The sequence below is a fragment of the Streptomyces sp. NPDC085932 genome (assembly GCF_044540525.1).
GTDB lineage: Bacteria > Actinomycetota > Actinomycetes > Streptomycetales > Streptomycetaceae > Streptomyces > Streptomyces levis.
Map to the genome: position 1 here is coordinate 151,720 of NZ_JBITSJ010000006.1, position 26,891 is coordinate 178,610.

General features: G+C 72.3%; 26 protein-coding genes. 15 read left to right on the forward strand and 11 right to left on the reverse strand.

Translation table 11 applies throughout. The annotated features are described in order from the left end of the window. The first annotated feature begins 11 nt into the window (after positions 1–11). A complete protein-coding gene (locus tag ACIGAQ_RS28030) occupies positions 12–1,418 on the forward strand; it encodes a tannase/feruloyl esterase family alpha/beta hydrolase (RefSeq protein ID WP_399787466.1) in 1,407 nt (468 codons plus the stop codon). A gap of 18 nt (positions 1,419–1,436) precedes the next feature. On the opposite strand, the gene ACIGAQ_RS28035 is transcribed toward ACIGAQ_RS28030, so the two are convergent. Next, positions 1,437–1,766 (reverse strand): helix-turn-helix transcriptional regulator, encoded by a 330-nt coding sequence (locus ACIGAQ_RS28035; protein ID WP_399787469.1) that lies wholly within the window; start codon positions 1,764–1,766, stop codon positions 1,437–1,439. Positions 1,767–1,873: 107 nt separating this feature from the next. Here ACIGAQ_RS28035 and ACIGAQ_RS28040 point away from each other — a divergent pair, with 107 nt between their 5' ends. Both ACIGAQ_RS28040 and ACIGAQ_RS28045 read left to right on the forward strand, forming a co-directional pair. After that, on the forward strand, positions 1,874–2,278 hold the full coding sequence (locus ACIGAQ_RS28040) for an STAS domain-containing protein (protein ID WP_399787472.1): 405 nt from the start codon (positions 1,874–1,876) through the stop codon (positions 2,276–2,278). A gap of 198 nt (positions 2,279–2,476) precedes the next feature. Continuing rightward, positions 2,477–3,712, forward strand: coding sequence for a PP2C family protein-serine/threonine phosphatase (locus ACIGAQ_RS28045; protein ID WP_399787475.1), 1,236 nt, complete (start codon positions 2,477–2,479; stop codon positions 3,710–3,712). 2 nt (positions 3,713–3,714) lie between these two features. Here ACIGAQ_RS28045 and ACIGAQ_RS28050 read toward each other — a convergent pair whose 3' ends face one another. Both ACIGAQ_RS28050 and ACIGAQ_RS28055 read right to left on the reverse strand, forming a co-directional pair. Next, the gene (locus ACIGAQ_RS28050; protein ID WP_311678646.1) at positions 3,715–4,869 is read right to left on the reverse strand and encodes a serine hydrolase domain-containing protein; all 1,155 of its coding nucleotides are present in this window, start codon (positions 4,867–4,869) and stop codon (positions 3,715–3,717) included. Positions 4,870–5,040: 171 nt separating this feature from the next. Next, entirely contained in the window at positions 5,041–7,023 is a 1,983-nt protein-coding gene (locus ACIGAQ_RS28055; RefSeq protein ID WP_399787478.1) for a protein-arginine deiminase domain-containing protein, read from the reverse strand. Between the two features lie 135 nt (positions 7,024–7,158). Between ACIGAQ_RS28055 and ACIGAQ_RS28060 the strand changes: the two genes are divergently transcribed. Beyond that, complete coding sequence (locus ACIGAQ_RS28060) at positions 7,159–7,425, forward strand: DUF6199 family natural product biosynthesis protein (protein WP_311678643.1); 267 nt, start codon at positions 7,159–7,161, stop codon at positions 7,423–7,425. Between the two features lie 34 nt (positions 7,426–7,459). Here ACIGAQ_RS28060 and ACIGAQ_RS28065 read toward each other — a convergent pair whose 3' ends face one another. Further along, positions 7,460–8,365, reverse strand: a complete 906-nt coding sequence (locus ACIGAQ_RS28065) for an NAD-dependent protein deacetylase (RefSeq protein WP_399787482.1) — start codon at positions 8,363–8,365, stop codon at positions 7,460–7,462. Between the two features lie 155 nt (positions 8,366–8,520). Further along, positions 8,521–8,952 (reverse strand): hypothetical protein, encoded by a 432-nt coding sequence (locus ACIGAQ_RS28070; protein WP_399787485.1) that lies wholly within the window; start codon positions 8,950–8,952, stop codon positions 8,521–8,523. 83 nt (positions 8,953–9,035) lie between these two features. Between ACIGAQ_RS28070 and ACIGAQ_RS28075 the strand changes: the two genes are divergently transcribed. The 4 genes from ACIGAQ_RS28075 to ACIGAQ_RS28090 all read left to right on the forward strand — a co-directional run bounded on the left by ACIGAQ_RS28075 (position 9,036) and on the right by ACIGAQ_RS28090 (position 12,308). After that, positions 9,036–9,731: a helix-turn-helix transcriptional regulator gene (locus ACIGAQ_RS28075; protein WP_399788429.1), complete on the forward strand. Its 696-nt coding sequence runs from the start codon at positions 9,036–9,038 to the stop codon at positions 9,729–9,731. Positions 9,732–9,869: 138 nt separating this feature from the next. Continuing rightward, the gene (locus ACIGAQ_RS28080) at positions 9,870–10,916 is read left to right on the forward strand and encodes a glucose 1-dehydrogenase (protein ID WP_399787488.1); all 1,047 of its coding nucleotides are present in this window, start codon (positions 9,870–9,872) and stop codon (positions 10,914–10,916) included. Positions 10,917–10,951: 35 nt separating this feature from the next. Continuing rightward, on the forward strand, positions 10,952–11,518 hold the full coding sequence (locus ACIGAQ_RS28085) for a gluconokinase (RefSeq protein ID WP_399787491.1): 567 nt from the start codon (positions 10,952–10,954) through the stop codon (positions 11,516–11,518). 28 nt (positions 11,519–11,546) lie between these two features. Then, on the forward strand, positions 11,547–12,308 hold the full coding sequence (locus ACIGAQ_RS28090; RefSeq protein ID WP_399787494.1) for an alpha/beta fold hydrolase: 762 nt from the start codon (positions 11,547–11,549) through the stop codon (positions 12,306–12,308). Positions 12,309–12,430: 122 nt separating this feature from the next. Here the strand turns inward: ACIGAQ_RS28090 and ACIGAQ_RS28095 are convergent, their stop codons facing one another. Continuing rightward, the gene (locus tag ACIGAQ_RS28095) at positions 12,431–13,432 is read right to left on the reverse strand and encodes an AraC family transcriptional regulator (protein ID WP_399787496.1); all 1,002 of its coding nucleotides are present in this window, start codon (positions 13,430–13,432) and stop codon (positions 12,431–12,433) included. An 82-nt stretch (positions 13,433–13,514) separates the two neighbouring features. Between ACIGAQ_RS28095 and ACIGAQ_RS28100 the strand changes: the two genes are divergently transcribed. Further along, positions 13,515–14,360 carry an NAD(P)H-binding protein gene (locus ACIGAQ_RS28100; RefSeq protein ID WP_399787499.1) on the forward strand — a complete coding sequence of 282 codons (846 nt, stop codon included), beginning with the start codon at positions 13,515–13,517 and terminating at the stop codon, positions 14,358–14,360. A 25-nt stretch (positions 14,361–14,385) separates the two neighbouring features. Here ACIGAQ_RS28100 and ACIGAQ_RS28105 read toward each other — a convergent pair whose 3' ends face one another. Beyond that, positions 14,386–15,147, reverse strand: coding sequence for a DeoR/GlpR family DNA-binding transcription regulator (locus tag ACIGAQ_RS28105; protein ID WP_399787502.1), 762 nt, complete (start codon positions 15,145–15,147; stop codon positions 14,386–14,388). An 89-nt stretch (positions 15,148–15,236) separates the two neighbouring features. On the opposite strand from ACIGAQ_RS28105, the gene ACIGAQ_RS28110 reads away from it, so the two are divergent. Both ACIGAQ_RS28110 and rph read left to right on the forward strand, forming a co-directional pair. Next, entirely contained in the window at positions 15,237–16,442 is a 1,206-nt protein-coding gene (locus ACIGAQ_RS28110) for an MFS transporter (RefSeq protein ID WP_399787506.1), read from the forward strand. Between the two features lie 257 nt (positions 16,443–16,699). Beyond that, positions 16,700–19,297: a rifamycin-inactivating phosphotransferase gene (rph, locus tag ACIGAQ_RS28115; RefSeq protein ID WP_399787508.1), complete on the forward strand. Its 2,598-nt coding sequence runs from the start codon at positions 16,700–16,702 to the stop codon at positions 19,295–19,297. 59 nt (positions 19,298–19,356) lie between these two features. Here rph and ACIGAQ_RS28120 read toward each other — a convergent pair whose 3' ends face one another. Continuing rightward, positions 19,357–20,187 (reverse strand): tat (twin-arginine translocation) pathway signal sequence, encoded by an 831-nt coding sequence (locus ACIGAQ_RS28120; RefSeq protein ID WP_399787511.1) that lies wholly within the window; start codon positions 20,185–20,187, stop codon positions 19,357–19,359. 349 nt (positions 20,188–20,536) lie between these two features. Here ACIGAQ_RS28120 and ACIGAQ_RS28125 point away from each other — a divergent pair, with 349 nt between their 5' ends. After that, positions 20,537–21,616, forward strand: coding sequence for an enoyl-CoA hydratase/isomerase family protein (locus ACIGAQ_RS28125; protein WP_311678628.1), 1,080 nt, complete (start codon positions 20,537–20,539; stop codon positions 21,614–21,616). Between the two features lie 24 nt (positions 21,617–21,640). On the opposite strand, the gene ACIGAQ_RS28130 is transcribed toward ACIGAQ_RS28125, so the two are convergent. Further along, positions 21,641–22,621: a VWA domain-containing protein gene (locus ACIGAQ_RS28130; RefSeq protein WP_311679271.1), complete on the reverse strand. Its 981-nt coding sequence runs from the start codon at positions 22,619–22,621 to the stop codon at positions 21,641–21,643. Between the two features lie 228 nt (positions 22,622–22,849). Here ACIGAQ_RS28130 and ACIGAQ_RS28135 point away from each other — a divergent pair, with 228 nt between their 5' ends. Next, a complete protein-coding gene (locus ACIGAQ_RS28135) occupies positions 22,850–23,128 on the forward strand; it encodes a GlsB/YeaQ/YmgE family stress response membrane protein (RefSeq protein ID WP_362280087.1) in 279 nt (92 codons plus the stop codon). A 102-nt stretch (positions 23,129–23,230) separates the two neighbouring features. Beyond that, positions 23,231–24,211: a pyridoxal-phosphate dependent enzyme gene (locus ACIGAQ_RS28140; protein WP_311678626.1), complete on the forward strand. Its 981-nt coding sequence runs from the start codon at positions 23,231–23,233 to the stop codon at positions 24,209–24,211. A 124-nt stretch (positions 24,212–24,335) separates the two neighbouring features. Here the strand turns inward: ACIGAQ_RS28140 and ACIGAQ_RS28145 are convergent, their stop codons facing one another. Both ACIGAQ_RS28145 and ACIGAQ_RS28150 read right to left on the reverse strand, forming a co-directional pair. Then, on the reverse strand, positions 24,336–24,713 hold the full coding sequence (locus ACIGAQ_RS28145) for a hypothetical protein (RefSeq protein ID WP_399787516.1): 378 nt from the start codon (positions 24,711–24,713) through the stop codon (positions 24,336–24,338). A gap of 154 nt (positions 24,714–24,867) precedes the next feature. Further along, complete coding sequence (locus ACIGAQ_RS28150) at positions 24,868–25,533, reverse strand: CBS domain-containing protein (RefSeq protein ID WP_399787519.1); 666 nt, start codon at positions 25,531–25,533, stop codon at positions 24,868–24,870. A gap of 330 nt (positions 25,534–25,863) precedes the next feature. Here ACIGAQ_RS28150 and ACIGAQ_RS28155 point away from each other — a divergent pair, with 330 nt between their 5' ends. Continuing rightward, a complete protein-coding gene (locus tag ACIGAQ_RS28155) occupies positions 25,864–26,889 on the forward strand; it encodes a 6-phosphofructokinase (protein ID WP_362280097.1) in 1,026 nt (341 codons plus the stop codon). Positions 26,890–26,891 lie beyond the last annotated feature (2 nt).

The following is a 26,891-nucleotide window of genomic DNA, read 5'->3' on the forward strand; positions in this document are numbered from 1 at the left end:
GAGGCACCCGCATGCGTCTTTCGATCCGCCCTCTATCACGCTCCCGGCGACGACGGTGGCCGGCGGCAGCCCTGGCGCTGACCGCCCTCACCCTCACGCCCGCGCCCGCCACGGCGGCGCCGGAAGCCTGCGCCCACCGCGCGACCGTGCGCGTCCCGGGAGCCGAGCACCAACGAAGCGCCTGCCTCGCGGAGTTGACCACAGCCGGCACGGTCGCCTCGGGGCACACCGACCCGGCCGACTGGGCCGGCCTGACGCCGAAGGACCTGGCCGTCCCCAGCGGGGTTCCCGGAGTCCAGATCGACGGCTACTTCCCCGACACCTCCACCACCAACACCAACCACGGCTGGCGGCACGACGCCCAGTTCGTCATCCGCCTGCCCGACCGGTGGAACGGCGGCCTGGTGGTCGCGGGTACCCCCGGCAACCGCGAGCAGTACGCCAACGACCGGGCCATCGCCGACTGGGTGCTCTCCCGCGGCTACGCCTACGCGGCCACCGACAAGGGCAACACCGGCCTCGCCTTCCACCGGGACGGACGCAGGCCCGCGGACGCCATCGCCGAATGGAACCACCGGCTCACCCAGCTCACCCGGGCCGCCCGTGCCACGGTCTCCCGGCACTACCACCGCCCGCCGGCCCGCACGCTGGTGACCGGCATGTCCAACGGCGGATACCTGGTGCGCTGGCAGTTGGAGAACCACCCCGAGCTGTACGACGGGGGAGTGGACTGGGAGGGCACCCTCTGGCGCTCCGGCGGCCCCACCCTGCTGGACTTCCTGCCCGCGGCGCTGCGCCACTACCCCGCCTACGCCGCCGGGGGAGCACAGGCCGAAACGGCGCGCGCCGCCCTGCACGCCGCCGGCTTCCCGGCCGGGTCGGAGTTCCTGTGGCCGTACCACCACCAGGTCTACTGGGACCTGACCCAGCGCATCTACCGCGAGGAACTGGACCCCTCGTTCGACGGACCGGCCGAGGCGGGCACACCCTTCTGCGCGCCGGGCACACCGGCCTGTGACGCCGACTACGACTACGCCTCCCGGCCCCGCGAGGTCGCGGCGGCCGTGGCGAGGATCGGGCTGACCGGGCGGATCGGCAAGCCGCTGATCACCCTGCACGGAACCCTGGACGTCCTGCTGCCGATCAGCCGGGACTCCGACGTCTACGCCCGCATGGTGCGCGAGGCGGGCCGCGGCCCGCTGCACCGCTACTACCGCATCGAGGACGGCACCCACACCGACGCCCTGGCCGACACCCACCCGGGCCGCCTGCGCCCGCTCACCCCGTGCCACCGGTCGGCCTTCACGGCCCTGGAGGACTGGCTCGCCTCGGGGCACCGCCCACCGGCCTCCCGCACGGTCCCCCGGCCCACCGGCACCGACCCGGCGACCCTGGCGAACAGCTGCTCCCTGACGTGATCGCTCACCCCTCGGCCGTCAGGGTGCGACCGGCTGCCTGGAGCGCTCGGACTCGTCCTGCACCAGCAGAGAGAGCAGGGACGCCACCGGGAGGCCGGCCTCGGCCGGGTGCCGCAGCACCTTGTCGGGCTCGACCCGGTAGGTGTTCGTGCGCCCTTCGCGGGTGTGCGAGAGGTACCCGGCCTGCTCCAGATCGGAGATGATCCGCGACACGGCGCGCTCGGTGAGCCGGCAGCGGGCGGCGATGTCGCGGATGCGGACGTTCGGGTTGTCGGCGATGGCCGCCAGGACACGCGCGTGGCTGGTGATGAACGTCCATCCGGTGTGTGATTCGGGCACTCCAACCATGCTCGGCATTTTAAGGGAGGGCGTTGCAGGAACGCAGATACATGACATACTTTTCCGGCAATGGATGACGTACTCCCGTGAGGGAGAGCCGCAGGGAGGAGCCCGGCATGCCCTGGGACGAAGCCGCCGCACCGGCACTCATGAGTGGCAGCAGTGGAGTGTCCCTTCCCCGGCAGTCCGCCGGGCCCGCCTCGCGCGAGGCCGAGGTGGCGCAGTACGGATGGCGGGGGGCCTGGGTCGTCGTCGCGCGCGGCGCCTACGACATGGACTCGGTCACGCCCCTGGCCGACGCGCTGGAGACCGCGGCCCGCACGCACCCGAAGGTGATCCTGGACGCCTCGGGCGTCACCTTCGCGGACTCCACGTTCCTGAACCTGCTGATCCTCACCCACCGGACGGTCACCCTCCGTGTGGTCGACCCGTCCCCCCAGGTGCGGCGGCTCTGCGAGATCACCGGGGTCGACGGCCTCCTGGAGTTGCGCGCCACGGTGGACGACGCCGCGGCCTCGTAACAGCCACGACGGCCACGACGGCCGCGTCCTGACCGCTGCGGGCAGCGGCCGGGATCCGACCCGCCGCCGATCGGGAAGCGGTCCCGCGGCCGGGACGGTTACCGTGGAGGACGTGCTGGACCTCTGCCGCGAGCCGGATCCGGGACCGGTGGCGCCCATCGAGGCGGTCACCGCCCTCTCCTTCTCCGGAGCGCTTCCATGACGCGCGGGACCGGCGACGGCCCGGACTCCGGGCGCGACGACCGGGTCTGCTCCGACCTGCTGGAGGACAGCGCCGAGGACCTGTACGAGCACGCGCCGTGCGGCTTCCTGTCCACCCTGCTGGACGGAAGGATCGTCAAGGCCAACGCCACCCTGCTGGACTGGCTCGGCCACCGGCGCGCCGACCTGGTCGGCCGCAGGACCTTCGCCGACCTCCTCACGGCCGGCGGCAGGCTGTACCACGAGACGCACTTCGCGCCGCTGCTGCGCATGCAGGGCGAGATCAGCGGCATCGCGCTGGAGCTGAGGACGGCCGAGGGCGGCCGCCTGCCGGTGCTGGTCACCTCGACCCTCAAGAGGGGCGGTGACGGTCGGCCCCTGCTGATCCGCACCACCGTCTTCGACGCCCGCGACCGCCGCTCCTACGAGGAGGAGCTGCTGCGCGCCCGCCAGGAGTCCGAACGCGAACGCGAACGCCTCCAACAGCTCGCCGCCACCCTGCAGGCGACGCTGCTGCCACCGGCCCTGGAGAACGTGCCGGGCCTGGACGTGGCCGCCTACTACCACATCGCCTCGGCCGACGAGGTCGGCGGCGACTTCTACGACCTCTTCCCGCTGGCCGCGGGCGCCTGGGGCCTGTTCCTGGGCGACGTCTGCGGCAAAGGCGCCCTCGCCGCCGCCGTGACCTCCCTGGCCCGCTACACCCTGCGCGCCGCAGCCGTGTACGACCCCGACCCGGCCGCCGTGCTGAGCAACCTCAACACCGTCCTGCACCACGAGTACTCCAGCGCCGACGACCCCCGGTTCTGCACCGTCGTCTTCGGCCTGCTCACCCCCGACACCGAGGGGAGCGGCTTCCGCATCACGCTGGCCAGTGGTGGCCACCCGCCCGCCCTGCTGCTCCGCGCCGACGGCACCGCCGACCACCTGCCCACTCCCGGCGGCCAGCTGATCGGCGTCCTCCCCGACGCCGACATCGCCACCACCAGCTTCCGCCTCGCGCCCGGTGACACCCTGCTCCTGCACACCGACGGCCTGACCGAGGCACACACCGCCGCCAGTGGCGACGGCCGCTACGGCGACGAGGCGCTCCTCGGCTTCGTCCGGGCGCTGGCCCCCACCAGCGCGCGCCACACCGTCGCGGCCATCCGTGACCTCCTCGCCGCGCTCGGGCCCGGCGTGGACGACGACGTCGCCGTCCTCGCCGTCCACGCGCCCCGGCAACGCCGCTGAGATCAGCCGCAGAACGCGGTGTCCACGGACTTCATCACCGCCAGGGCACCCTTCGTGGCGTCGCCGAAGGTACCGGGCAGCGCGGTCACCGCGAGTCCGACGGAACGGCCGTCGTCCGTGGCGCCCCCACGGGTCTCGTACCCGTCGATGTCGCCGCCGTGCCCCCAGTAGACGCCCCCGCAGCTCAGCGGGACGCTGAACACGCCGAGCCCGTACCGCCAGCCGGGGAGCAGCGGGGCGTCGACCGTCTTGCGCATCTCGGCGAGTTCCCGGGCCGGCAGCAGCCTGCCCGCGATCAGGACACGCGCGAACTCCGCCAGATCGCCGGGCGTCGAGATCAGCTGGCCGGCGGCCCCGCCCCACGAGGGGTCCATCTCGGTCACGTCGATGACCCTGCGGCTGCGCGGGTCGCTCAGGGCGTAGCCGTGCGCGTGGGGCCGGCGCAGGGTCCGGTCGCCCGGCTGCGGCCAGTAGGTGTGGCGCAACCCGGCCTTCCTGATGACGCGTTCGGTTATCTGCTCCTGCACCGGGCGGCCGGTGACGCGCTCGATCAGCAGCCCGGCCAGCAGGTAGTTGGTGTTGCTGTACTTCCACCGGGTGCCGGGGGCGAACTCCGCCGGGTGGGCCAGGGCGGTGGCGAGGAGGTCGTGGGGGTGGAAGAACCTGTGCTGGATCTTCTCGAAGTTCTCCAGCCCCAAGTGGTCGGTGTAGCTGGGCAGTCCGCTGGTGTGCTGAAGGAGGTGCCGGACGGTGACGCGGTGGCCGTCGATGCCCCGGCCGCGCACCAGCCCGGGCAGGTACGTCTCGACGGGCTCGTCCAGGCGGACCCTGCCCTCGGCGACCAGTTGCAGCACGACCACGGCGGTGAAGGTCTTCGTGTTGCTGCCCGCCCGCACATAGCCGTCACGCGGGACCGGCACCCGCTCGCCGAGCCGGGCGGACCCGGCCACCAAGGACGTCGTCCGGCCGTCCTTGTTCACCCAGGCCATCACGGCCGGGTACTTCTCCTCGCTCACCAGCGCGTCGATGCTCCTCTGCAGGGGCGACGGCGACGGCGGGCGCGCCACCGCCGCGTCGGTCACGGTGGCGCCCACCAGGCCCGCCGCCGTCACGGCCATCAGTGCCTTGCGCAGCTTCGACGCGATCTTCCTGTTCATCGGCGCTCCTCCGTCGTCGGGTCGGGCACCTCGGACGTTTCCAGGAACGGCCGCGCGGGTCAGTGGGGCTGGGCACCGAAGACGTGGTGGAGCCGGCACCACCGTGGCCGGATCCGCCGCGGTGCTCCCGACGACGGATCCGGCCCTCCCGTGGTGCGAACCGCCGGTCGGCTAGGCCCCGTTGCGGTTCGCCCCCGGGCCCTGCCACCAGGCGGCCGAGGCGTCGCGCAGGGTGTTGGTGCCGCAGTGCACCTCACCCATCCCGAGGTGGTACGTGTACCAGTCGTCGATGTACGACACCTTCATGCCGACCCGCTGGTAGGCGGCCGTGACGGCCTCCGTGAAGATGTCCTTGCCGCCGATGACGGGACCCCACTGGCGCGGGGCGAGGTAGCGGTCGCGCGCGAGGAGCACACCGTTGACCGCCCCGGGAACGTACGCGCTGGTCGTCACCGTCTCCGCCGCCGCCCGCGGGGCGGCCGGGTTCTCCGCGAGCCACTTCTGCTGGCCGAAGTCCCCGAGGCTGTCCACCACGTCGGAGCCGGCGCCCATGCGCGTCAGCCGGGGTACGGGGACCTCCCGGCCCTCGGCCGTGAAGGCCTCCGAGTCCCGCGTGTACAGCGCCGGCACCCGCACGATCTCGCCGTCGGTCACCCCCGTCTCGCGCTTGAGGACCTCCAGGTTGGCCGCGATGCGTCGCGCCGCCATCTGGTTGTCGGCCACCAGGTGACGGGAGGCGAGCGCCTGGTCGATGGTCTCCTTGGGTGCGGGGCTGTCGCTGCGGCCGGGAACGGAGAACATCTTGGTCTTGCCGTGACCGTCGCGCTGGGCCTCGCGCAGCAGCCGCAGCCCCGCCTCCGGGTCGGCGACGCCGAGACGCCAGCCGCGCGGCGTGTCGGCGGGCAGGAACTGCACGAACTCGTCGACGTGCCCCACACCCAGCCAGGAGGTGTCCAGCAGCAGCGGGTCCTGCATGCCCTGCGACGCGAGCATCGTCCGCATCACCTTCGACGGCCGTGCCCCACTGTCCTTGCGCTCGCCCATGATGATCCGCCCGGCCGGGTAGGAACGGCCGTTGTGCGTGTAGGGCGGGATGGTCTCCAGGTTCCCCATGGAGTTGAGCGACCAGTCGTCGGGCTCCGCCCGGTCGGTCACCTGCACGACACCGATGTCCCGGCCCCGCACCTTCTCGAACAGTTCGCGGCCCGCGTCCCGGTCCGGCTGGGCGGAACGCAGCATCACGCGCATCACGTGCCGCCGGCCGCCCGGTCCGGTCATGCTGACGTAGGCCGGTTCGACGAAGTCCTGGGCCCAGGGGTCCGCGTACTTCGTGAACTTGACCAGCGGCGTGGTGACGCCGGCCTTCTCGACCTCCTTGGCGAGTTCGGCGACGAACTTCTGCTGAAGTCGGCTGTAGGGGCCCTCACCCTGGACCTCGGTCACCATCACCTGCTGGGTGTTCTGCAGGTGATGGTGCGTCAGCAGAGGGGCGACGCGCAGGGTCACCGCGTCCGAGGTGGACTTCCCGCCGGACGTCACCGTCAGCCGGACCACCGCGCGGCCGTCCCACTTGGCTCTGTCCCGGACGACGTCGGTGGCCTCGACACCGAACTCGGCCCCGGCGCGCAACTCGGCCGCGGTCAGCCGGGTCCGGGCCGTCACCAGCACCCACTTCCCGGCCCGCTGGAGGAAGAGATGCGCGTGGTCGCCTCCCGTGGTGATCTTCAACGTGCCCTTGGCGTCCGCGGGAAGGTCCGGCAGGGGCACGGAGCGGACCCGGGCGAGGTCGGCGGCGTCCTCGGTGCCGTTGACCTTCGTGTCCGAACCGTCGTGGCACGCGGCCAGCTTGGCGTGGGACAGCGGGCTGCCGCCGGGGCCGGTGACCGGGCACCGCTTGGTGTCGTCGTCGATGTTTGGCAGATAGAGGGCCCCGCGCTCGACAGACCAGCCGTCCTCACCCTTCTTGTCGCTGCCACCGGCGACGTCGACGCGCCCGTCGCGGTTCACGTCCGCCCGTAGGTCGGCGCGGCCCGCCGTGTCGACGGCGAACGCGGGGCCGGCCGGACCGGCCAGCACGGATCCGGCGGCGGCCAGGGCCAGCACCACCGACCCGGCCGGGTACAGGCGCGGACGTATACGTGTACGTGAACGCACAGCACGTTCCTCTCAGTTGCGGGCTTTCGCCCTGCAAGAGGAGGGAGAGTGGCTGTGCGTTCACTGTGGGACGCGAGTTGCCCGCCTTCCGTGCGATCGCCGTTTCCGGCGGGGATATGCGGACATCCGGTGTCCATGTCCTACGAGTCGATGGTGCAGGCAGCTTCCGGGGACGGCGGTTCCAGTCCCGCCCTCGTCCCGATCCTCTGCTTCTTCCTGGTCATGGGCCTGGTCCAGGTGATACGCCCTCAGCTGCTCTGGCGGCTGAACAGCCGGCTCCAGCGCGGCTGGGTGAAGAACCCCGAGGCGACCGAACCGACGGAGAAGGGGTACGCCATGCAGCGCGTGGTCGGGGTGCTCTTCCTCGCCATGGCCGTCTGGATGCTGGTGCGGGCCGTGTGAGCGGGGGCGATCAGCGCGGCAGGCGCCGCCGGGGTCACGGCCGCGGCGCCGCCTGGCGGCCGACGGCGATGCCCAGCCGCTCCGCGACGGTCGTCAGGGCTGCGCCCAGGGGGAGCGACACCCGGGTGAGGGCGTGCTGGTCGCCCCGGGTCGGGTCCCGGTTGACGATCAGCACCGGCTTTCCGGCCTGGGCGGCCTGACGGACGAAGCGGAGCCCGGACATCACCGTGAGCGAGGACCCCAGGACCAGCAACGCGTTCGCCCCGCGGACCAGTTCGCGGCAGTGCTCGACACGCTGCGGCGGAACGGTCTCGCCGAAGAACACCACGTCGGGCTTGAGCACACCGCCGCAGACGGCGCAGGGCACCACCCGGAAACCGCCGACCTGTTCGTCCGTGAGGTCGGCGTCGCCGTCGGGGTTGATGCCGGCGGCCACGGGCTCGAACCCGGGGTTGGCCTCCTCCAGTCTCCGCGCGAGCTCGCGGCGCGGGCTGCGGGCGCCGCAGGAGAGGCAGACGACCCGGTCCAGGGCGCCGTGGAGTTCCACGACGTCCTCGCTGCCGGCGGCCTGGTGCAGGCCGTCCACGTTCTGGGTGATGACACCCGAGAGCAGCCCGTGGCGCCCGAACGCGGCCACGGCCCGGTGCCCGGCGTTGGGACGGGCCCGGCCGAAGGTACGCCAGCCGAGGTGGCTGCGCGCCCAGTAGCGGCGTCTGGCCTGCGCGCCGGCGACGAAGTCCTGGTAGGTCATCGGCGTGTGCCGGCTCAGGCTCCCGCCCTCGCCCCGGTAGTCGGGGATGCCCGATTCGGTGGAGAGGCCCGCTCCGCTGAGCACGAGCACACCGCCGGCACCCAGCGCTTCGGCGACCGGCTCCAGGTCGGTGGTGCCCGGCGGCAGGTCCTCGTCAGGTGTCCAGCTCAGGGTGGGGCGCATGCGCATGCCGTCAGGGTACGGAACGGAGGCCCCCGGCGGGACGGCGGCAGGGGAGGCGAGCGCCGCAGGGCGTGAGGTGCCGCCGGAGGAGGCGGCGTCCCCCCTGGGCGGGTGGTCGCGGCGGTCCGGCCACCCGCCCTGGTGTGTCGGCGCGGCCGGCGTCAGCTGGACCGCCCCGCGCCGGGGTACCGCGCCGCGAGCCGGGCCAGCGCCACGGCGCCGAGCAGCAGTCCGAAGTCGCGCAGGGCGATGTCGTGGTACCCGGGGACGCTCAGCAGGTTGACGATGATGCCGGCCAGCCAGCCGGCCACGAGCCAGCCGCCGAATCGAGGGGCCACGGCGACGACGACGCCCGCGAGGATCTCGACGACCCCCACCGCGTACATGGCGGCCTGGGCGCTGCCCGGGACCAGGTCGTCGAGCCAGGGGGCGAGGTAGACCGGCCAGTCCACGAGCAGGTTGGCGAACTTGTCCAGCCCGAACAGGACGGGGGCCACGGTGAATCCGGCGCGCAGGAGCCAGAACGCCTGGTGGGCGGGGTCGGCCGTCAGGCCGCGCCGGGGTGCGACGGACGTGGTGCTGGTGGACGACATGACGCCCTCCTTCTATCGACAACTTTCACTATCGATAGAAGCGCGCTCCGTCTCTTTAGTCAATGGCCGTGGGTTTTACACTGGTGTTCGTGGAGCACTCGAAAGAAGCACCCGCCACCGGCACGGCACCCGCAGGTGACGTCTCCGCCGTCGCGGCCCTGGACGAGCCGACACGCCGGCGGCTGTACGAGCACGTCGTGCGCCGGCCCGGGCCGGTCGGCCGGGACGACGCCGCCCAGGCCCTCGGGCTGGCCCGCCAGACGGCGGCCTTTCACCTGGACCGGCTGGCGGCCGAAGGGCTGCTGGAGGTGGTGTACGAGCGGCGCAGCGGACGCACCGGACCGGGAGCCGGCCGGCCCGCCAAGCTGTACCGGCGCTCGGAGCGCGAGGTCAGCGTCAGCCTGCCCGAGCGGCACTACGAACTGGCCGGACGGCTGCTCGCCCGCGCCGTGGAGGTGGCCGACGCCACGGGCGAACCGGTCCGCGGCGTGCTGCACCGCAAGGCGACGGAACTGGGCGGGCAGCTGGGCGCCGAGGAGGCGGCGGGCGTGACGGACCTGCTGGAGCGCCACGGTTTCGAGCCGCGCCGCGAGGGCGACGCGATCGTGCTGGGCAACTGCCCCTTCCACGCACTGGCCCGCGAGCACACCGAGACGGTGTGCGGGATGAACCTGCACCTGCTGCGGGGGATGCTCGCCACCCTCGGCGACAGCGGACTCGAGGCCCATCTCGCCCCGGCCCCCGGCCGGTGCTGCGTACGTCTGCAGCCCGTCGCCTGAATCCCGCCGCGATGTGAGTCCGCCCGGCCGCGTCCACCGAAGTGGGCCGCTCGGTGCTGAAACCCTCGTGACGGGACAGACGGTCGGACAGCGGCGCGAACGAGTTCCGCGCCGACCGAGCGAGGGACGAGGTGAGCGATGCGTGCGGTGACGGTACGGCCCGGCACCAAGGACTCCACAGCGGTGCGGGAGGTGCCCGACCCCGCCCCGGCCGCCGGCGAGCTGCTGGTGGACGGCCTGGCGATGGGCGTGTGCGGAACGGACAAGGAGATCGTCCGGGGCGAGTACGGGACCTCCCCGCCCGGCCGCGACCGGCTGGTCCTCGGGCACGAGTCGCTCGGACGGGTGCGGCAGGCGCCGCCCGCGAGCGGCTTCTCGGCCGGCGACCTGGTCGCCGGGGTGGTGCGCCGCCCGGACCCCGAACCGTGCGGGGCATGCGCCCGCGGCGAGTTCGACATGTGCCGCAACGGCCGCTACACCGAGCGCGGCATCAAGGAACTCGACGGCTACGGCGCCGAGGCGTGGAGCGTGGAGGCCGACTACGCGGTGCGGCTGGAGCCGCACCTGGAGCGCGCCGGGGTGCTCCTGGAGCCCACCACCGTGGTGGCCAAGGCTTGGGAGCAGATCGAACGGGTCGGTGGCCGCTCGTGGTTCGAGCCGCGGCGCGTCCTGGTGACCGGGGCGGGACCCATCGGCCTGCTGGCCGCCCTCCTCGGTGCGCAGCGGGGACTGGACGTGCACGTCGTCGACCGGGTGACGGACGGCCCGAAACCCGGCCTGGTACGGGACCTGGGCGCCACCTACCACGCCGAGGACGCCGAGCAGGTCGTCAGCGCCGTCCGCCCGGACGTCGTCATCGAGGCGACCGGCGCGAACGAGCCCGTGCTCGCCGCGCTGACCGGCACCGCCGCCTATGGAGTGGTGTGTCTGACCGGGGTGTCGCCCGCCGGGCGCAGGACGACCGTGGACGCGGGCGCCCTCAACCGGGAGATCGTGCTGCAGAACGACGCGGTGGTCGGCTCGGTCAACGCCAATCTGCGTCACTACCGGCAGGCCGCCGACGACCTGGCCCGTGCCGACCTGTCGTGGCTGGAACGTCTGATCACCCGGCGGGTGCCGCTGGAACGCGCGACGGAGGCGTTCACGCCGCGACCGGACGACGTCAAGGTGGTCATCGAGTTCTAGCCGACGGCGAAGAGAACCCGAAGGGAAGGTTCTGGATGTCTCACAGCTCCGCACCGCTGGTCGTGGTCATGGGCGTGTCCGGTTCGGGGAAGACCACGGTGGGCCGCCTGCTGGCCCGAAGCCTGGGTGTGCCCTACGCCGAGGGCGACGACTTCCACCCCGAAGCCAACGTGGCGAAGATGCGTGCCCGCCACCCCCTGGACGACGAGGACCGCCGCCCCTGGCTGGAGGAGATCGCACGCTGGCTCACCGCTCACGCGGACAGCGGGGGCGTGGTGACCTGCTCGGCGCTCAAGCGGCGCTACCGCGACCGGCTCTCCTCCGCCGCACCGCGCGTGTTCTTCCTGCACCTCGACGGCACGCCCGAGCTGATCGCCGCGCGCATCTCCGCCAGGCGGGGCCACTTCATGCCGCCCGACCTGCTGCGCACCCAGTTCGCCGACCTCGAACCGCTGGGGAAGGACGAAGCGGGGGCGGTCGTCTCGATCGACGGCACGCCCGAGCGGACGGTGGCGCTGGCCCGGGCCGCCGTCACCCCGCCCGGCCCGCCCACCGCGACCGAGGGAGCCGCCGGGGCCGACGGAGCCGCCGGGGGTCCATGAGACGCGTGGGGCCGGGTACCCGCCGGTCATGCCGCAGCGGACCCGTCACCTGTACCTCGGCCACGACCGGATCGGCGGGGCCGTGGTGCGCAGCGTGGGGACGCCGCGACGGGACGAGCGGGGCACTCCGATCGTGCTGGTGCCGGGCCTGGGAGCGCCGGGGTACCTGCTGCGGACGCTCGAACACTGTGCCCGGACGGGCCCGGCACGGCTGCTGGACGTGCCGGGCTTCCGCGATCCCGGCGGCCCGGCCTGCCCCGAGACGCTCGGGCCGCTGGCGGACACGGTGGCACGGTGGCTGGCCGTCGTGCCGCGGACGCCGGTGGTGCTCGCCGGGCACTCCACCGGCGCCCAGGTGGCGCTGCACGCGGCCGTACGGGCCCCCGAGCGGGTCCGGTCCCTCGTCCTGCTCTCGCCGACCTTCCCACCCCGCCTGCGGCGGATGCGCCCGCTCCTCGGCGCGCTCGCCCGCACGGTGGTCCACGAGGCCCCGGACGTCGTCCCGACGGTGCTGCCCTCCTACCTCGAGGCCGGTCCGCGACGCCTGCTCAACTGCGTCCGGTCGGCCCAGGCCGACGCCCCGGAGGACGTCCTGCCCTCCGTGGCCTGCCCGGTCACGGTCGTGGCGGGGGAGAGGGACGCGTTGTGCCCGGGGGACTGGGCCGGCCACCTGGCCGGCCGGGCGGGAGACGGCCGCTTGCTGCGGGCACCGGGCGCACACGCGTTCCCCCATCCCCATCCCGATGTCACCGCGGACGCTCTGGCACAGGCCCGGGACGGTCGGCCGTGACACTGTCCCGCCCTGGGGCCGCGTCCGTCACGGATCGCCGCCACCCACCGGCCCGACACCCCGCGTATGCCTGGCACCCGCGTACGCCCGGAACACCCCACCGGCGAGGCCGGTCGAGCGCGTCAGCGTCGGTTCGATGCGGGACGGACACGGGACCGAGGCGTCTCGGATCCCGGTTCCGTCGGCGGATCCGCGAACCGGGCACGGGCGGCGCGGTAGTCGCTGGGCCGCGTGCCGCGCAGTCTCTTGAACGCCACGCTCAGCGCGAAGGCGTTGGCGTAGCCCACCTTCCTGGCGATCGTGCCCACCGTGTGGTCGGTCCGCCGCAACAGGTCCGCGGCCAGGGCGATGCGCCAGCCGGCGAGGTAGGCCATGGGCGGTTCGCCGACCAGCGCGGTGAACCGCCGGGCCAGTGCGGCCCGCGACACCCCCACCTCGGCGGCCAGGTCCGCGACCGTCCAGGGACGGGCGGGCGCGGCGTGCAGCGACCGCAGTGCCGCGCCGACGACCGGTTCGTCCAGCGCGCGGCACCAGGCCGGGGCATCGGCACCCGGATCGTCGAACCAGCCGCGCAGCGCGGAGACCAGCATCAGATCCAGCAGCCGGTCCAGGACGAGCTGTTGTCCCGGCCGCTCCCGGGTGATCTCCGCGGCCACCGACTCCACTGATCCGTAAGGGCTGTCCCCGCCGGGCACGACCAGCACGGGAGGCAGGGACCGCACCAGCCGTTCGCTGAGTTCCCCGCGTCTTTCGAACGCCCCGCTGAGGAGCACCGGGGCCCCGTCCTCCGGTGTTCCGCACGTCCGGGCGGGCCCGGAGGCCCCTTCTGCGCCCTCGGCGCCGGGGCAGTAGTCGGCGCGCGTCACCACCGCCGAAGGGGTGCTCGCGGGATCGTCCGCCACCGTGTAGGGCACGTCGCCGCGGACGACAGCGATGTCCCCGACCCCGACGGGAACCGGCTCGTGCCCGTCGGGAACGATCCAGGCCCGGCCGCGCAGCATCACGGCCAGTGTCAGGGGAGCGCCCGTCGCCATGCGCAGGGCCCAGGGCGGCTCCATGATCGTCTGCCGGAACACGGCGCCGCGCGACCGGACTTCACCCAGCATCTGCGACACGGCGTCCATGCCCCCCAATCTAGACGCACGGACATCGAGGAGAGCTCATCAGGCATGGATCGTCTCGATGCGGCCCGCTTGACTGAGGGTCATGTCTGAGCATCCGATTCTTGTCACGGGGGCGACCGGCAAGTCCGGCCGCCGTGTGGTCGCGCGACTGCGGGACGCGGGGCTGCCGGTGCGCGCGGCCTCCCGCAACGGCCCGTGCGTCTTCGACTGGAGGGACCGCCGCACCTGGGACGCCGCCCTGGAGGGGGTGCGGGCCGTCTACGTCGTCCAGCTGGACGGCACGAAGCTGGTGCGCTCGTTCGTCGAACGTGCCGTGCGGCACGGGGTGCGGCGGATCGTGCTCGCCTCGGGGCGCGGCATCGACGATCCGCACTACGTCAAGGACGGCGGCGGCGTCCTGGAAGGGATCCGCGACAGCGAGGCGGCCGTGCGGGAGAGCGGGGTGGAGTGGACGATCAGCAGGCCCGGCTGGTTCGCGCAGAACTTCAGCGAGGGCTTCTTCGCCGAAGCCGTCCGCTCCGGTGAGCTGCGGCTGCCCGCGGGTGACGGGGCCGCGAGCTTCGTCGACGCCGAGGACATCGCCGCGGTGGTGGTCGCCGCGCTCACCGACGGCCGGCACGCGGGCGAGACCTATGAGGTGTCGGGCCCCCGGGCGGTGACGATGGCAGAGGCCGTCGCCACGATCTCCGAGGCCACCGGCCGTGCCGTCCGTTACGTACCGCTCCCGGTCGAGGCGTACGTCGCGGAACTCCTGCGGCAGGGGTGGCCGGACGCGGACGCCCGGGCCTTCGCGGACGTCATCGAGCCGTTGCGCGAGGGCAGGGACGCGTACGTCTCCGACGGTGTGCAGCGCGCCCTGGGGCGCCCGCCGCGCACCTTCGCCGAGTTCGCCAAGTCGACCGCCGCGCGGGGAGGTTGGCCGGCCTGATCGCTCCGCGCCGTCTCCGTCGGCTTCAGACGCGCTTGACGGTGACGCCGAGGCCTTCGAGGGCCGCGGTCTCGTCGGTGGGCGCGCCCGAGTCGGTGACGAGGACGTGCACCAGCGTCGAAGGTCCGACGTAGGCCTGGGTCGTGCGGCCGAGTTTGGTGCCGTCGGCGGCGGCGACGATGCGGCGCGCCGAGGTGACGGCCGCCTTCTTCACCGCCGCTTCGTCGAGGTCGTAGGCGGTCATGCCGTCGTCGGCGGTCAGGCCGCAGCAGCCCAGGACGGCGGTGTCGAAACGCAGCGCCGACAGGGAGGCGAGGGTCAGGGGACCGGTCAGGGCACCCTCGCCGGCACGGGGCCGGCCACCGGGCACCAGGAGCCGGGTCGGCTCGGGGGCGTCACCGAGGAGGCCGATCGCCTGAAGGGACAGGGGCATCACCGTGACCTGCCGTCCGCGCAGCAACCGGGCGACCTCCAGGCAGGTCGTACCACTGTCGAGCAGAACGGTCTCGCCGTCGCTGACAAGCGAGGCCACCTCCGCGGCGATCCGGCGCTTGGCCTCCATGGCTTCGTGGGCGCGCAGCGCGAACGGAGGTTCCTCGCCGCGCAGGAGCAGGGTGCGCGCGCCGCCCCGGAACCGTTCGAGGACGCCTTGCGCCGCCAGGTGGTCCAGATCGCGGCGGACGGTCATGTCCGAGGCACCGGTCAGCGCGGCGAGCTCGGCCACGGTGGCCGTCCCCGCCTCCTGGACGGCCTGGGCGATCAGTCGGTGACGTTCCGCGGTGCTCATACGGCGATTCAACACCACCCGGAGTGAACAGAGAATCTGTGCGCAGAGCGATGTTTCAAACATCAGGTCTGTTCGTTATGGTGTTCCGCATGGAAAGAGTGCTGCGGGTGGCCCGCGTTGCGACATTCGTCTATTTCGTCCTCAACGGCACCCTGCTGGGCATGTGGGTGGTGCAGATCCCGGCCATCGAGGGCCGCGTGGGCATCAGCCACGCGGCCCTCGGCGGCTTCCTCGTGCTGCTGGGAGCCGGGGCCTTCGCCGGCATGCAGGTGGGCGGGCGGCTGTCCGACCGGCTCGGCACACGCACCGTCGTTCCCCTGGCCGGGGTGCTGTGCGCCGCGACCCTGGTGCTGCCCGGCCTCGCCCGGGAACCGTGGGCCCTCGGAGCCGCCCTGCTGCTCTTCGGCTTCGGCAACGGCACCCTGGACGTCAGCATGAACGCGCATGCCGTGCAGGTGGAGAAGGCGTACGAACGGCCCGTCATGTCGGCGTTCCACGCCACGTTCTCCGTCGGCGGTGTCCTGGCCGCGCTTGCGGGTGCCGGGGCCGTCGACATCGGCTGGGAACCGGCCACGACGCTGGGCACCGCCGCGGGTATCGGCGTCGTCGTCGCCCTGGCGGCGGCCCGCGGTCTCCTGCCCGCCGGGCCGACGGCCCCCGCTGTCGGGGCAGTGGGCGACAGCCCGGTGGGCAAACGCGCCGTTCCCCGCCGGATCTGGCTCCTCGCCGTCCTGGCCCTGCTGGTCATGCTGTGCGAAGGCGCCGCCAACGACTGGAGTGTCCTGCACCTCGAGGACGTCCTGGGCGCCCCGGAGAGCACCGCCGCCTTCGCCTACGGCACCTACGCGGCCACCATGACCGCGGGCCGGCTCCTGGCCGACCGGATGTCCGCGCGCTTCGGGCCCGTCGCCGTCCTGCGCCACGGCGCCGCTCTGGCCGCCGTCGGCATCACGGCCGTGGCCCTCGCGCCCTGGATCTGGGTGGCGCTGACCGGCTGGGCGCTGTTCGGGCTGGGCCTGTCCGGCTGCATCCCGCAACTGTTCAGCGCCGCCGGCCACACCGACCCCTCAGCGGCGGGCACCAACGTCTCCCGCGTCGCCGGGCTCGGCTACATCGGCATGCTCGCAGGGCCCGCCGTCATCGGCTGGCTCACCCATCTCATGGCCCTGAACCACACTTTCCTGCTGCTCACCCTGTTCTGCGCCACCACCGCGGCGGCGGCAGGTGTCCTGCGCCCGGCCACACCGAGAGAACCTGTGGAGAGCGCGGCCCGCCCGACGACGCTCAGTGGTTGATGCCGACGGCGAAAACGAGCCCTCTGGCGGCGAAAACGAGGCCTCCGGCGGCGAAGCGAGCCTTCCGGCGGCGGAAAACAGCGAAGGCAAGGAGAGAGATCTCCTTGCCTGTCTCAAGGTATAGCGCACCGGGGGGCTTGCGGCAAGGCCCGGGGGACGGCGCAGAATCGTCGGCCGAGACCAGGACCTGCGGAAACGGGGCATTGCATGCGTGAGTTGTTGTCGCGTCGGACCACGGCTGCCACGGAGGTGCGGCCATGACCGAGCGGTACGTGCTGGACCTGCGGGAGATCGACCGGACGCAGGTCGAGGTCGCGGGCGGCAAGGGCGCGCACCTGGGGGCGCTGTCACGGATCGAGGGCGTCCGTGTGCCGGAGGGCTTCTGTCTGACGACGGACGCCTTCCGGCGGACCAAGGCCGGTGTGCCCTCGCTCGACGAGGCACTCGACCGGCTGTCGCACGTGGACCCGGACGACTCGGAGACGATCCGCACGCTCAGCGCGCGGATCCGCCGCACCGTCGAGGAGACCGCCCTCCCGGACGACATCGCGGCGTCGGTCACCGGCGCGATCGCCCGACTCGGCGAGGACACCGCCTGGGCCGTGCGCTCCAGCGCGACGGCGGAGGACCTGCCGACGGCCTCGTTCGCCGGACAGCAGGACACCTACCTCAACGTCATGGGAACCGCGTCGGTCCTCAGGCACATCAGCCGGTGCTGGGCCTCGCTGTTCACCGAGCGGGCCGTGACCTACCGGCGGCGCAACGGCATCGATCACCGCACGGTCCACATGGCCGTCGTCGTGCAGCGGATGGTCTTCCCACAGGCGTCCGGCATCCTGTTCACGGCCGACCCCGTCACGGGCAACCGGAAGGTCGCCACCGTGGACGCCGGGTTCGGCCTCGGCGAGGCCCTGGTCTCCGGTCTGGTGAACCCGGACACCTTCACGGTGCGCGACGGCGAGGTCGTGGCCAGGACCATCGCGGCCAAACAGTGCGCCGTGCACGCCTTGCCGGGCGGCGGCACGCACCAGGTGCGGATCGACGCGCCGCGCCAGGAGCAGCCGGCCCTGACCGACGCGCAGGCCGTGCGGCTCGTACGGCTCGGACGGCGGATCGAGGCACACTTCGGCCACCCCCAGGACATCGAGTGGTGCCTGGTCGACGACGACTTCCGGATCGTGCAGAGCCGGCCCATCACGACCCTGTTCCCCGTCCCCGAGACCGACGACCGGGAGAACCACGTCTACGTCTCCGTCGGGCACCAGCAGATGATGACCGACGCCATGAAACCCCTGGGGCTGTCCATGTGGCGGCTGACAGCCATGGCACCGATGCACGAGGCGGGCGGCAGGCTGTTCGTCGACGTCACCCGGCGCCTGGCCGCACCCGCGAGCCGCGCCGCCCTGCTGGAGATCATGGGCCGGGGCGACCCACTGGTCAGGGACGCGCTGGAGACCCTCCTGGAACGGGGCGACTTCGTCCCGTCCCTCCCGGACACCGGACCCGGTGGACCGCCTCCCGGAGGCGCCGCCGCCCCGATCGAGACCGATCCGGCCGTCGTCACCGAACTGATCGAGCGCAGCCGGGCGTCCGTCGCCGCCCTGAAACGCGAGATCCGGACGAAGAGCGGACCGGCGCTGTTCGCATTCCTCCTCGAAGCCTTCGAGGAGCACAAGCGGGTCCTCGCCGATCCCCTCAGCATGCAGGTGATCATGGCCGGGATGGAGGCCACGTGGTGGCTCAACGACCAGCTTGAGGAGTGGCTGGGCGAGAAGAACGCGGCCGACACGCTCACGCTCTCCGCCCCCGGCAACATCACGTCGCAGATGGGACTCGAACTCCTCGACGTCGCCGACGTCATCCGCCCGCACCCCCAGGTCGTCGCCTTCCTCCAGGGTGTCGAGAACGACGACTTCCTGGACGAACTGGCGAAACTGCCGGGTGGCGGCGAAGCACGCGACGCGATCGAGACCTACCTCGACCGCTACGGCATGCGCTGCGCCGGCGAGATCGACATCACCCGGCCCCGCTGGCGCGAAAGCCCCGCCACGCTCGTGCCGGCGATCCTCGACAACGTCAGGAACTTCCGGCCCGGCGCCGCCCGGCGGCGCTTCGAGCAGGGGCGGCAGGAGGCGCTGAGGAAGGAACAGGACGTCCTGGCACGCCTGCGGGCCCTGCCCGACGGCGACCGGAAAGCGGACGAGACCAAGCGGATGATCGACCGGGTCCGCACCTTCATCGGATACCGGGAGTACCCCAAGTACGGCATCATCAGCCGCTACTTCGTCTACAAGCAGGCCCTCATGGAGGAGGCCGACCGGCTCGTACGGGCCGGCGTGCTCGCCGAGCGGGAGGACGTCTTCCACCTCACGTTCCAGGAGTTCCACGACGCGGTGCGCTCGGGACGGGTGGACGCCGGGATCATCCGGCAGCGCAAGGACGCGTTCCGGACCTACCGGACGCTCACCCCGCCCCGGGTGCTCACCTCCGACGGCGAGGCCCTCAACGGGGCGTACCGCCGTGAGGACGTGCCGGCCGGTGCCCTGGTCGGGCTGGCGGTCTCGGCCGGGACCGTCGAGGGCAGGGCCCGCGTCGTCCTGGACATGGCGCAGGCCGACCTGGAGGCCGGCGACATCCTGGTCACGGCCTACACGGACCCCAGCTGGTCGCCCCTGTTCGTCGGCATCGCCGGTCTGGTCACGGAGGTGGGCGGCCTCATGACCCACGGTGCGGTGATCGCCCGGGAGTACGGCCTGCCCGCGGTCGTCGGCGTGGACGGGGCGACCCGCCTGATCCGCGACGGTCAGCGCATCCGCGTCCACGGCAGCGACGGGTACGTCGAGATCCTGCCGTGACCGACCCGGCCCTCCCGGGCTCCCCCACGGGGGCCCGAGGGGGCCGGACGCGGAGCGCCCTACCATCCCCCGTCGAGCAGAGCGGCGAGTGCCTCGGCCGGGTGTGCGGCACTGGTCACGTTCGCGACGGCGACGACCAGGGCGATGCCCGCCACCGACGCCGTGGCGGCGACAGCGAGCTTCAGCGCACGCCTCGAACGGACCTCGTGCGTGACCCGGTGCCGCCGCCACAGGACGACACAGACACCGGTCAGTGCGAGCGCGACCACGGTGGCCAAAGCCGCCAGGACCGCGTGGTACAGGGCGAAGTCCCTGACCATCATGGTGAGGGCGGGGGAGTGCCGGCCGGTGGGGAAGTCGGCGACCTGCCGGCGGATCCCGGGCAGGTCGGCGGCGACATCGCCGTCACCACCGCCGCTGGTGAGGAGGGGCAACAGCGACGCGAAGGGTGCCGCCGCGCCCTGCACATTGGCCACCAGTCCGACGAGGGCGAAGGGCCCGAGCAGCCCGACGAGCACCCCGGGCAGCACGATGCCCATCCGGCCGGGCCGGTCGGCCCGCTGCCGCGACGACCGCCACAGGACGGCGCCGAGGAGCACGGCCGTGGCGAGGAGGAGCGCGGAGACACCGGCTTTCACGAGGTGGAAGCGGAACCAGAAGCCGACCGTGGTGTCCAGCTGCCGGGGGAGGTCCCGGCTGCCGGAGTCCCAGTACACGGCCATGCCCTGGCGGAAGCTCCGTCCGACGTTGCCGACGTGGACGCCTTCATGGGTCAGTGCGTGGGGCACCAGGAAGAAGGCGGCCAGGAGCATCACGGCCACCGCGGTCAGAACGCCGATCCGCCGCCCGGGTGCGGCGGTGACACGGGGTGGATGTACGAGGCTGCGCATGCGAAACCCTTGATCGGGGAGACGGCGCCGCCCGGTGCGCACGCCGAGAGGGCCCGGCGCCCCTGGACCAGGACGCTAACGGCACGGGGAGCGACCGGTCTGTGGGGCGTGCCACCGGCTTGCCGGTGGGGCAGGCCCCACCAGCCCCGCTCCGCGAGGCGGCTGCCGCGGCCTCGCCACCCCGCCGACCCGTCCGGACCCGGCATCAGGCACCGAAGGTACGGTGGCGGCGAGACGATTCGTCGTCGGCCGAGGGTGCCAGGGACGTCCGGCACCCTCGCCCACCGGAACCCGAAGGGGAGCTGCACATGCGCGCCGTCCCGGCCCACGAGTCGACGGAGGGGCCCCGATGAGCGGAGCCGAGGAACCCGTCCTCTTCCACACAGCGGGACGCGCCGCCCACATCACGCTCAACCGGCCTCGCGCCCTCAACGCCCTCACGCACACGATGGTCCGCCGCATCGACGAGGCGCTCACCGCGTGGGAGGCCGACCCGGCCGTGGAGACCGTCGTTCTCACCGGCGCGGGGGAGCGAGGCCTGTGTGCCGGCGGCGACATCCGGGCCATCCACGACGACGCCCGCCACGGCGACGGGTCCGCCACCCGGGCGTTCTGGCGCGACGAGTACCGCCTCAATGCGCGGATCGCCCGCTACCCCAAGCCGTACCTCGCCGTCATGGACGGCATCGTGATGGGCGGCGGGGTCGGCGTCTCGGCCCACGGCGGCGTCCGTGTCGTCACCGAGCGGTCCCAGGTCGCCATGCCCGAGACCGGTATCGGGTTCGTGCCGGACGTGGGCGGCACCTATCTGCTCGCCCGGGCCCCCGGCGAGCTGGGCACCCACCTCGCCCTGACCGGAAGCCGAGCCGATGCCGCCGACGCGCTGCTGTGCGGGCTCGCCGACCACCATGTGCCGTCGGCGGCCCTGCGCCCCTTCCTCGACTCCCTGGCCGAACTGCCCGTGAGCGAGGCGCTGGCCCGCGTCGAGCGGACAGCGCCGCGGGGGACGCTGCACGACCAGCGGGACTGGATCGACGCCTGCTACGCCGCCGACACCGTGGAAGAGATCGTGCGCCGGCTGCTCGCACACGGCGACCCCGCGGCCAAGGAGGCAGCGGAGACCCTGCACGCCAAATCTCCTACGGCCCTGAAGGTCACCCTCGCCTCCCTGCGCCGGGCCCGGGAACTCGGCCCGCTGGAGCGCGTCCTGGATCAGGAGTACCGCGTCTCCTGCGCGGCTCTCGGCACACCCGACCTGGTCGAGGGGATCCGTGCCCAGGTCGTCGACAAGGACCGCAGGCCCCGCTGGTCGCCGAACGACCTTGCCGAGGTGACGGACGCCGACGTCGAACGCTTCTTCACTCCTCTCGGCGCCTGCGAACTCGGTCTCGCGGCGGCGGGCGATGCCGCCGCGGACCCTCGCACCTGAGAGGACAGCTGTTCTGACGACTTGTCAGAGCATCAGCAGCAGGCGGGTGTTGGACACCAGCTTGCGGTTGACGCTGGTGCTCTGCACGAAGATGGTGAAGTCGTCGTTGTGGTCCGGCTTGACGCGCACTTCCGTGTTCGGCAGACCCAGCAGGGTCCGGGCCGAGGGGCCCGTGTACACGCGGTCCGTCTTCTTCTCCAGCACCGCTATCTGCTTCTGCGCCTGGATCTTCTCGGACTTGCTCAGCTGGTAGAACGCCGCACCCGTGCGGTAGGTGTGCCCGCACTCGGTGACCCACTCCCGGATCGCCGCGTCGCGGGCCACCGGGATCAGCTGGTACGTCGACGGATCGATCGGCGTGAGCCCGGCCGCCTTGATGGTGTCCTGGTTCACCGCGTCGGCGCCGGTGGAGAAGACCGCCCGGGAACCCCGGATACCCTGCGTGCGGCCCACCATGAAGTTCTCGGTGGCCTGCCGGATGACCTGGCCGGCCTCTTCGAGCCCCTGGGTGCTGGTGGCGTCCCATATCGCGATGTTGTCCTTGGGGAAGCCGCACTGCATGGCCTCCCGCTTGCCCATCTGGTCCGGCACCAGGACCGCGAGCGTCCAGTTGTCCTGCTGCGTCTCCATCATCCGGGCCACGGCACGGACCAGTTCCCGCGGATCCCGGGACGGGGCGTCCGGGCACCGATGGCTCGCGTTCTCCTGTCCGTCGGTCAGCACGAACGTCAGGAAGCTGTGGTCGCCGTACAGCTGGGCCGTCTGGGCCAGTTCACTCTGCGACTTCAGCGCGGCCGCCAGCAGGGCCGTCATCCCACCGGGCCGGTACAGCTGCTTCAGGGACGGCATGCGCAGCACGTCCTTGTCGTAGATCACGCACTCCACCTTGTCGGCGAAGACGTACACCGTGACGCGCGTTTCCTGATCCAGCTCCCTCGAACGGCGCGCGAGATAGGCGATCTGCTGATCGGCGACCTCGACCACCTTGCCGCTCAGATGCGACATGGACGAGCTGGCGTCCAGCACAAGAGCAACGTGGTTGATGTAGTTCTGGGTTGCGGTCGTCACGACTCCCCCTCGTTCCGGCGATGGTTCCACCCTCTCACCCGCCACTGACAATCGATCTTGGTGCCGCCGTGGACGGAGCTTTACCGGAGGGAGACGTTTGTTCGGGCCGAAACTGTGCACCCGATGACCTAACACAGTCTTTATACGGCGAAGTGGAGAGGCATCATGGGCATCATTGCTTGGATCATCATCGGGCTGCTCGCGGGCGTCATCGCCAAGGCTCTGATGCCGGGCAAGGACCCCGGCGGCATCATCATCACCATGCTCATCGGCATCGCCGGCGGTCTGCTCGGCGGCTGGCTGGGCAAGGTCATCTTCGGCGTGGACTCCATCGACGGGTTCTTCGAACTCTCCACCTGGATCGCCGCGATCGTCGGCTCCATGATCCTGCTGGCCCTCTACCGTCTCGTCACCGGCAACCGGCGCACCCACCGTCACGCCTGACCGAGCGCGGGCGCAGACCTGACGGACACACCTGGGCGGCTCCCCTCCTGTACGCAGGAGCGGGAGCCGCCCACGTGTGGGGGCGGCGTTAGGCTCTCCGCCATGCGGCGCACACGCCTCGACACCGCCCGGATCCGGGCGGCCGCCCGGATGATCGACCCCGTCTTCCTCGGCACTCCGCTGTACCGCTGCGATGCGCTGGAGCCAGGCCTCGGATGCGCGGTGAGCATCAAGCTCGAAACGGCCAACCCCGTCCGCAGTTTCAAAGGCCGTGGCACCGAACTCGTCACGCGTCTGCTCGCCGAGGACGGCCGGCGAGCCGTGGTGTGCGCCAGTGCGGGCAATCTGGGTCAGGCGCTGGCCTGGTCCGCCCGCGGCCGGGGACTCGACGTCACCGTCGTGGCGTCCCGCTTCGCGACCGCGGCCAAGCTCGATCGCATCCGCGCACTGGGCGCCACGCTGGAACTGGTGGACGGCGACCACGAGTCGGCCCGTGAGCGGGCGGCGGCGCTCGCCCGCGCAAGCGGCATCCGGCTGCTGGAAGACAGCCTGGACGTGGAGACCTGCGAGGGCGCGGCGACCATCGGGCTGGAACTGGCCGAGGCGGCCCCGTCGTTCGACGCCGTCCTGATCGCGCTCGGCGGCGGCGCACTGGCCACCGGCGTGGGCCATGTGCTCAAGGAGCTGGCGCCCCACGTCGAGGTGATCTGCGTCCAGCCCTCGGGCGCACCGGCGATGACCCACTCGTGGCGCGGGCGACGCGTCGTCACCACCGACTCTGCCGTCACCATCGCCGACGGCGTCGCCGGCCGGTGTCCCATCCCGGCCGTCCTGGACGACCTGCTGCTGGTCGCCGACGACGCCGTCCTGGTCGAAGAGGCGTCGATCGTCGCCGGCATGCGCATGCTTCTCGACCGCGCCGGTCTCGTCGTCGAACCGTCGGCCGCGCTGGGCATCGCGGCGATCCTCGAGAACCGCGACCGTTTCGCCGGCCGGCATGTGGTCACCATCGTGTGCGGCAGCAACGTCGACCTTGAGGCGTACCACGCCTGGGTCGGCGCGGCCCCCGTCCGCAGGCCCTGAGGACTCGCCGGTTCGGGCGAGCGGGCTGATGTTCCGTCAAGGACCGTGTCCGTTACGGCTCTCTGTTCCCTGTCCGGCCCTGTTCGGATCAGTGAGCCCCCGGTATCGGCGAGCGGACAGTGCGTCACGACAGCAGCATGCGCGTCCAGATCACGGCCAGGAAGGTGCACGCGAGCGTGAACAGGCTCTGGACGACGGCGGTGACCGGCATCCTGAGGCGGGCGTGTACGACGGCGCCGGCCGCTGCCACGGCCGGCAGGCCCCAGACGACGAACCAGATCGGGACGGGAACGTCGCGGGAGTGGTGGGCGGTGGCCCCGGAGTGCGGCGACCGCGCGGTGCCCAGGCCGACCATGACGAACAGCAGCGTGGCGACGACGACGATGACCGCGTCCGCCACGAGAAGCAGGACGGCGACCACGATGTCGACCAGACGGGAAGGGCGTTCGCGGACCGGGTGGTCCGGGGGGAGGTCCCGGCTGTCCGTGGTCGGTGAGGCCATGCACCGACTGCAGCACGGAATGAGCTCCTCCGGCCCTCACGGGACCGTACCGGGGCCCGACTGTGACCATCGGGCGTCCCGGTGGCGACCGTTCCGCGGTGCCGTGGGCGCGGTGTGTGCGGTGTGCGGGAGGAAGGGGACTCGCCCGGGGGTCTCACCCGGGGTTCTTCACCCGGGGCCCGCCGGACAGGGCCATGTCGACGTCGACGACGCCTTCGACGGAACGCACCAGGCGGGCGACGATGGGTACCAGGGACGTGTCGCCGACCCGCCCGGCGAGGGTGACGACGCCGTCGCTGACCTCAACCCGGACCGTTTCCGGCGCGGCCGGGAAGAGAGGGGCCAGGATCTCCTTGCGGACCTCCGCGGCGATCTCGTCGTCGTCCCGCAGGAAGATCTTGAGCAGATCGGCCCGGCTGACCACGCCTTCCAGGAGCCCCTCGTCGCTGACGACCGGCAGCCGCTTGACCTTGCGCCGGGCCATGACGCGGGCGGCGTGCGCGAGCGTGGCGTCGGGACGGACGGTGACGGCCGGGGCGCTCATCAGGTCGGCGGCGGTCAGACCGCCGGCCTTGGCCAGGTCGGACAGGCGACGCATCTGGGTGAACCGGTCGGGGTCGCTGTCCCGGAACTCCTCCTTGAGCAGCAGATCCGCCTCGGACACGACACCGATCACCCGGCCCTCGCCCTCCAGCACGGGAACGGCACTGACCTTCCACTGCTGCATGATCTTGACGATGTCCCTGAACGAGGCGTCACGGCCCACCGCCACGACGGTGGGGGTCATGACGTCGCTGACGATGTGCGGACTGATGTGCATGATGTCCTCCGCGTACCGATGCGGTCCCCTGATGTCAGCCTGCGCCGCACGGGGGCGGGGACACCACGGGCCGCTCGGGCATCGATATGGGGCCATACGGCCCCGGACCGGGACCTGCGCCCCCGACCCACCCGCCCACCGGCGCAGCGCCCCGCCCACCGGCGCACCTGTCCCGGCGTCGCGCCCGCCGGTCGGCGTCCGTCGAGTGGCCATCGCCCGCGGAAGCGAGGGACGCTGGTGGAAGGCCCGGCGGTTCATGGGCCCCGCAGCGGTCCCCGCTCGTGACGAGGGCCGCGACCGGACGGGTGCGCAGCGGATGGGAGAGGACCCATGAAGGTCGGAGTGCTGACCGGCGGCGGTGACTGTCCGGGCCTCAACGCCGTGATCCGCAGCGCCGTCCGCAAGGGCGTGCAGGAGTACTCCTTCGAGTTCGTCGGAGTGCGGGACGGCTGGCTCGGCCTCCTCAAGAACGACGTCGTCCCCCTGGACATCTCCAGCGTGCGGGGCATCCTCCCGCGGGGCGGGACCATCCTCGGCTCGTCGCGCACGAACCCGTTCAAGCACGAGAACGGGCTGGAGCGGGTGCGGGAGACCCTCGCCGCGAACGACGTGGACGCGCTCGTCGTGATCGGCGGGGAGGACACGCTCGGCGCGGCCACGGAGCTCAGCCGGCAGGGGATCAACCTGGTCGGCGTGCCGAAGACCATCGACAACGACGTCTCGGGCACCGACTTCACCTTCGGCTTCGACACCGCCGTCGGGATCGCCACGGAGGCCATCGACCGCCTCCACACCACCGCCGAATCACACATGCGCGCCCTCGTCGTGGAGGTCATGGGGCGGCACTCGGGCTGGATCGCGCTGCACGCCGGCGTCGCGGGTGGCGCCAACGTCATCCTCATCCCGGAGCGGCCGTTCGACATCGACGAGGTCTGCGAGCAGGTGAGGCGCCGCTTCGAGATCAACTACGCGCCCATCGTCGTCGTGGCCGAAGGGGCCGTCCCCAAGGAGGGACAGCTGGTGGTGAAGGACCGGTCGCTGGACGAGTACGGCCATGTGCGGCTGTCCGGCATCGGCGAATGGCTGGCCCAGGAGATCTCGGCCCGCACCGAGAAGGACGCCCGCACCACCGTCCTCGGCCACATCCAGCGCGGCGGCACCCCGAGCCCCTTCGACCGGTGGCTGGCCACCCGCTTCGGGCTGCACGCCATCGACGCCGTCCGGCAAGGGGACTTCGGCTGCATGGTGGCCCTGCGCGGCACGGACATCGTCCGGGTCCCCCTCGCGGAGGCCACGGCCGAGAACAAGGTGGTGGCGGCGCCGCTCTACGACGAGTTCGGGGTGTTCTACGGCTGAAC